Below are 5,856 nucleotides of genomic sequence, written 5' to 3' on the forward strand. Positions count from 1 at the left end.
CGGTACGGGAGCGGGAGGTGCTGCGGCTGGTCGCCGAGGGGGACAGCAACGGCCGGATCGCCGAGAAGCTGTTCATCTCGCCGAAGACCGCCAGCGTGCACGTCTCGCGGATCATCGCCAAGCTCGCCGTCGGCAACCGGGTCGAGGCCGCCGCCCTCGCCCACCGCCTCGGCCTGCTGGCCGACGCGCCACCCGACCCCACCGGTTAGCCCCGCCCCGCCCCACCGGGTGGTGCTGCCCGGCCCCACCGGTTAGGAGGGGGCCCCTTTACTACCGGAAGCGTTAAGAAGGGGCCCTTCCTTTCAGGCGACGGCGCGGCGGGGCATGACCGGGGCGGCCCGGCCGGTGCCGTGCCGTCCGTCGCCGGCCGCCGGGCGTCCGTCGCCGGTCTCCTCCTCGTGGTACGACTCCTCGACGTTGACCGTCCACACGTCGTGCGCGGTGCCGTCGACGATGTTCGCCGCGGTGAGCATCGCGGTGAGCATCGAGTGGTCCTGGTTGTTGTACCGGTGCATGCCGTTGCGGCCGACCGGGTGCACGTTCGGCACCGCCTCGGCGAGCCACCGGCGGATCGTGTCGACCGCCTGCTCGTACCCCTCGTCGTAGACCGGGTACGCCTTCGGCATCCGGACCACGTACCCGTCGGAGACCGCGTCCGGGTCGACCAGGCCGAGCCGGGCCAGTTCGGCGGTGCCGAGGGCGACCAGGTCGTCGTCGTCGGCCGTCCACAGGTCGTCGCCGACGTTGACGAAGTACTCCAGGCCGAGGCAGGTGTACCCGTCCCGCACCAGGAACGGCGACCAGGAGCCGAAGTTCTGGATCCGGCCGACCCGTACCCCGGGGGTGTGCACGTAGATCCAGTTGTCCGGGAACCCGGCGTCGGCCGGCACCACCAGGGCGACGGTGAGGAAGTCGCGGTGCCGCAGCGCGTCGGCGGCGGCCCGGACCTCCGCCGGGGCCGGCGGGTCCATCGCCCGGACCAGGTCGGAGATCGGCATGCTGGAGATCACGTGGTCGGTCGGGACCCGGCGCTCGCCCTCCGGGCCCGCCACGGTCACCGCCACCGCCCGCCCGTCGACCCGGTGCACGGCCCGCGCCGAGGTGTTCAGGGTGATCGTCCCGCCGGCCTTGACCACCCGCTCGGCGCAGCGTTCCCACATCATGCCGGGGCCGTACTTCGGGTACTGGAACTCCTCGATCAGGCTGGTGATCGCGGTCTTGTCCCGGCTGGGGAACAGGGCGTTGCGCACCGCGCCGGCCAGTGACAGGTTCTTGATCCGCTGCGCCGCCCAGTCGGCCTGCAACTCGGTGGCCGGGATCCCCCAGACCTTCTCGGTGTACGTCTTGAAGAACATCCGGTACAGCCGGGTGCCGAAGCGGGCCGACACCCAGCCCTCGAAGTGGCTCTGGTCGGCGGGGGGACGGACCCGGGACCAGAGGTACGAGCCGACGCAGCGGACCGCCTCGACCACGCCGAGGTTGCCCAGCGCGTTGCCGGCCCGCAGCGGGTAGTCGAACAGCCGGCCCCGGTAGTGGATCCGGCTCATCCGGGGCCGCAGCAGGAAGTCCTCGTCCGGCAGGATCTCGTGCCAGAACGCCTCCACCTGGGGCACCTTCGTGAAGAACCGGTGGCCGCCGATGTCGAAGCGCCAGCCGTCGCGCTCGACGGTACGACTGATCCCACCTACCACGTCGTCGGCTTCGACGACGTCGACGGCGACGTCGCGCCGGGTCAGTTCGTAGGCGGCGGTGAGCCCGGCGGGGCCGGCTCCGATGATGACGGTGTGTTGCGAGGGCATGACTAAATTCATCACCTTCGAAACATGGCGGCAACTACCTGATCGAGGAATGGGACGGGTCAGGCGGAATTCAGGTAGATGCGGTACCCATCGACAACCATCAGGCGAACAAGATCCGGCCGTTCGGCCAGTCGACGATCGAGCACGGGCACCGTCGGTGACCTGGTCGGCACCACGTACGCGGTCCTCGTCGACGCCGCCACCGCCCGCCGGTACGGCGGATACCGGTCGAAGCCCGGGGTGAGGTCGTCGTCGATCACCGCGCAGACCACCTCCTCGCCGGTGGCGAACGTCAACCGGTTGCACGTCCAGTACGGCGCCCACACGTGCCGTACGCCGAGCCGCCGCAGCGTGGCGACCAGCGCGTCGTGCCGGGCGGCGTCGGCGCGGGCCGCCGGCACGGTCCGGACCGCGCCGACCGTGGCGACCACCGCCGTACCCCCGGTCGCGGCCAGCACCGCGACCGCCACCGCCCCGACCAGCCGCCGTGGCCCGACCAGCCGCCCCGGGCCGGCGGACTGCTCCCCACCGGCGGGTCGGTCCCGGCCGGCGGGCTGCTCCGGGGCGGCGGGTCGCTCCGCGCCGGGGGGTCGGACCCGTCGGGCGGCAGCGGTGCCGGCGCGGGCCGCCGTCCACAGCGGCCAGAGCAGCGCCGGCACCGCCACCAGCAGGCAGGACAGGTACCGGGAACTCTCCACCGGCGTCCGCCCGGCCGCGCTGCTGAGCGTGTACGCGGCCAGCGTCCCCGCCGCGCCGGCCAGCAGCGCCAGCCGCACCGCCGCCCCCGCCCGGCCCGCCGCGCCGTCGGCGTACCGGTGGGCGGTGGTGGCGCGGACGGTGCGCCACGCGGTGTACCCGGCCACGGCGAGCAGCACCGGGAAGGCGACGGACCACCACACCTGCCAGGGTGCGCAGCGCCCCGGGGAGCAGAAGCCCATGCCCAGCGCCGGGCCGAGCAGCAGCCCGCCGTGCAGCCGGTCGGCCCACCCGGCGGGCTGGTCGGCGCCGCTGGCGGTGAGCACGGCCGCCACCGGGTTCCGGCCGGTCAGCACGGCGTCGAGCAGCAGCGGCCCGGTGCCGACCAGCGTGGCGACCGCGACCACCACACCGGCCCGGCCGCGCAGCTCCCGCCAGCGGAACCGGAGCAGCACCGCCCCGGTCGCCGCGATGTACGGCAGCAGCAACGGGTCCACCCAGATCATCAGCCCGGAGACGAGACCCCAGGCCGCCCAGCGGGGCAGTCGCCGTCCGCCGGCCGGGGCGGCGAGACCGAGCGCCAGCAGGGCCAGGGCCAGGGCCGCCGGGCCCATCTCCGGGTACCCGCCCCCGGCGATCACCTGGTTCTTGACGATCCGGTCCGAGCCGAGCGCCAACAGGGCCACCACCAACAGGGTGAACCAGCGGTCCCCGGTCAGCCGCCGGGTGAGCCGCCAGGCCAGCGCGACCAGCAGCGCGTACATCGCCAGGGTGGGCAGCCGCAGGCCGGGCACCGAGGGCCCGGTGAGCGCGAGGACCGGCGCGGCCAGCCACGCCTCCAGCGTGCCCATGTACGCCTGGCCGTAGAAGAAGGCCGGAAACTCCCGCCCCTGCGCGATGTGCAGCGCGGCGAGACCCATGGTCGCCTCGTCGCTGTTCGTCGGGGGCGTGTCGGCGAGCACCAGCCCGATCCGGTACCCGACCCCGCCCAGCGCCGCGACCAGGGTCAGGACCGTCGGCAGGCGTCCGCCCGGGGTCGGTAGTCGCCCGGTGGACGCGGTCGGTGTCTGACGTACCCCCGTGGTCATGTCGCCGATCATGGCAAAAGGGACGTGCCCGGGGTGGCCGATTCCCCGCCGGCTCAGCTCAGCCCGGCGGGTCGGCGTCCCGTCTCCCGTGCCCGGCGCCCGCCTCGCGCGCCCGGCTGCTCTGCCTCACGTACGCCCGGCGGTCGGTGGCCGGGGCGGGGTCGGTCAGCCGGCGGTGACCGGGGTGCCCTCGCGGGCCTCCAGCGCCTGCCGGTACAGCCGGCCGGCCCGGTACGACGAGCGCACCAGCGGGCCGCTCATCACCCCGGCGAAGCCGATCTCCTCGGCCTCCTCGCGCAGCTCGACGAACTCCTCCGGCTTCACCCAGCGCTCCACCGGGTGGTGCCGGGGGGTGGGGCGCAGGTACTGGGTGATGGTGATCAGCTCGCAGCCGGCGTCGTGCAGGTCGCGCAGCGCCTGGGAGACCTCGGCCCGCTCCTCGCCCATGCCCAGGATCAGGTTGCTCTTGGTGACCAGACCGGCGGCGCGGGCCTGCCGGATCACGTCGAGGGAGCGCTCGTAGCGGAACGCCGGACGGATCCGCTTGAAGATCCGGGGCACCGTCTCCACGTTGTGTGCCAGCACCTCGGGGCGGGCCCCGAAGACCTCGGCGAGCTGCTCGGGGACCGCGTTGAAGTCGGGGATCAGCAGCTCCACCCCGCAGCCGGACTGGAGGGCGTGGATCTGCCGGACCGTCTCGGCGTACAGCCAGGCCCCGCCGTCGGGCAGGTCGTCGCGGGCGACGCCGGTGATGGTGGCGTACCGCAGCCCCATCGCGGCCACCGACTCGGCGACCCGGCGCGGCTCGTCGGCGTCGAACTCGGCCGGCTTGCCGGTGTCGATCTGGCAGAAGTCACAGCGCCGGGTGCACTGGTCGCCACCGATGAGGAAGGTGGCCTCCCGGTCCTCCCAGCACTCGTAGATGTTGGGACAGCCGGCCTCCTGGCAGACCGTGTGCAGCCCCTCGCGCGAGACCAGCCCGCGCAGCTCGGTGTACTCCGGCCCCATCTTGGCCTTGACTTTGATCCACGGCGGCTTGCGTTCGATCGGCGTCTCGGCGTTGCGGGCCTCGATGCGCAGCAGTCGCCGCCCCTCGGGCGCCGCCGTGGCGGTGCGGCTGGCCGGCTGGGTCGTCGGCGTGGAGTGCTCGATCGTCACGAAACCGAGCCTACGCCGGTCGGCGGCGGTCGATGAACGTCGGGCGACGCCCGTCACCTCGCAGATGTTGTGACACCGGACACCGCCCCCACCGGTCGAGGTGTAAGGAGGGGCCCCCTGTTAACGCATACGGTAGAGAAGGGAACCCCTCTCACACCGCAGGTGTTAAGAAGGGGCCCTTCCTTACATCGCGGGGTGGGTCAGGCGGGGCCGAGGAGGTCCCAGGGGTTGCCGGCGAGGTCCCGGAAGACCGCCACCCGGCCGTACGGCTCGGTGCGGGGCGGGGACACGAACTCCACACCCGCCTCGACCATCCGGCGGTACGTGGCCTCGAAGTCGTCGACCCGCAGGAAGAAGCCGACCCGGCCGGCGACCTGGTTGCCGACGGCGCTGGCCTGCTGTTCCCCGTCGGCGCGGGCCAGCAGCAGCCCCGTCCCGCCGCCGGGCGGGCGGACCACCACCCAGCGCTTCGGGCGGCCGTCGTTGGTCAGCGAGGGGGAGTCCTCGGCCAGTTCGAAGCCGAGCACCTCGGTGAAGAAGGCGATCGCCGGGTCGTACTCGGCGACGACCAGCGTGACGAGGTCCAGGTGCATCAGGCGAGCAGGGTGGGCAGGTGGCGCTCGACCACCGGCAGGACGTCGGCCACGGTGACCGGGCGGCCCAGTTCGGCGCTGATCGAGGTGACGCCGGCGTCCCGGATGCCGCAGGGCACGATCCGGTCGAAGAACGTCAGGTCGCAGTCGCAGTTGATCGAGAAGCCGTGCAGGGTCACCCCGCGCGCCACCCGGATGCCGATGGCGGCGACCTTGCGGGCCGGGCCCCGCTCGTCCTGCGGCACCCACACCCCGCTGCGCCCCTCGATCCGGTCGGTGACCAGCCCGAACTCGGCGCAGACGTCGATCAGCAACTGCTCGGTGCGCCGGACGTAGGCGACCACGTCCACCGGGTCGGGCAGGCGCAGGATCGGGTACCCGACGAGCTGCCCCGGCCCGTGCCAGGTGATCTTGCCGCCCCGGTCCACGTCGACGACCGGGGTGCCGTCCATCGGCCGGTCCCACGGCTCGGTGCGCTTGCCGGCGGTGTACACGCTCGGGTGCTCCAGGAGCAGCACCGTG

Annotated in this window: 6 protein-coding genes; 1 reads left to right on the forward strand and 5 read right to left on the reverse strand. The window is 73.4% G+C overall.

The window, feature by feature from the left end:
* A partial coding sequence (locus AWW66_RS31050) for a helix-turn-helix domain-containing protein (protein ID WP_169807201.1) occupies positions 1 to 209 on the forward strand: 209 nt, incomplete at its 5' end.
* Positions 210 to 302: 93 nt separating this feature from the next.
* Here AWW66_RS31050 and AWW66_RS31055 read toward each other — a convergent pair.
* From AWW66_RS31055 to lipB, 5 genes are all read right to left on the reverse strand, one after another.
* Complete coding sequence (locus AWW66_RS31055) at positions 303 to 1,799, reverse strand: NAD(P)/FAD-dependent oxidoreductase (protein WP_067374088.1); 1,497 nt, start codon at positions 1,797 to 1,799, stop codon at positions 303 to 305.
* Positions 1,800 to 1,858: 59 nt separating this feature from the next.
* Positions 1,859 to 3,583, reverse strand: a complete 1,725-nt coding sequence (locus AWW66_RS31060) for a hypothetical protein (protein ID WP_157528240.1) — start codon at positions 3,581 to 3,583, stop codon at positions 1,859 to 1,861.
* Positions 3,584 to 3,748: 165 nt separating this feature from the next.
* On the reverse strand, positions 3,749 to 4,798 hold the full coding sequence (lipA, locus tag AWW66_RS31065) for a lipoyl synthase (protein ID WP_083979242.1): 1,050 nt from the start codon (positions 4,796 to 4,798) through the stop codon (positions 3,749 to 3,751).
* 143 nt (positions 4,799 to 4,941) lie between these two features.
* Positions 4,942 to 5,334 carry a VOC family protein gene (locus AWW66_RS31070; protein ID WP_067374091.1) on the reverse strand — a complete coding sequence of 131 codons (393 nt, stop codon included), beginning with the start codon at positions 5,332 to 5,334 and terminating at the stop codon, positions 4,942 to 4,944.
* On the reverse strand, positions 5,334 to 5,856 hold a 523-nt coding region (gene lipB, locus AWW66_RS31075), incomplete at its 5' end, for a lipoyl(octanoyl) transferase LipB (RefSeq protein WP_067374100.1). The genes AWW66_RS31070 and lipB, both read right to left, overlap by 1 nt.

Origin of the sequence: Micromonospora rosaria, assembly GCF_001567585.1 — a bacterium.
Classification (GTDB): Bacteria; Actinomycetota; Actinomycetes; order Mycobacteriales; family Micromonosporaceae; genus Micromonospora; species Micromonospora rosaria.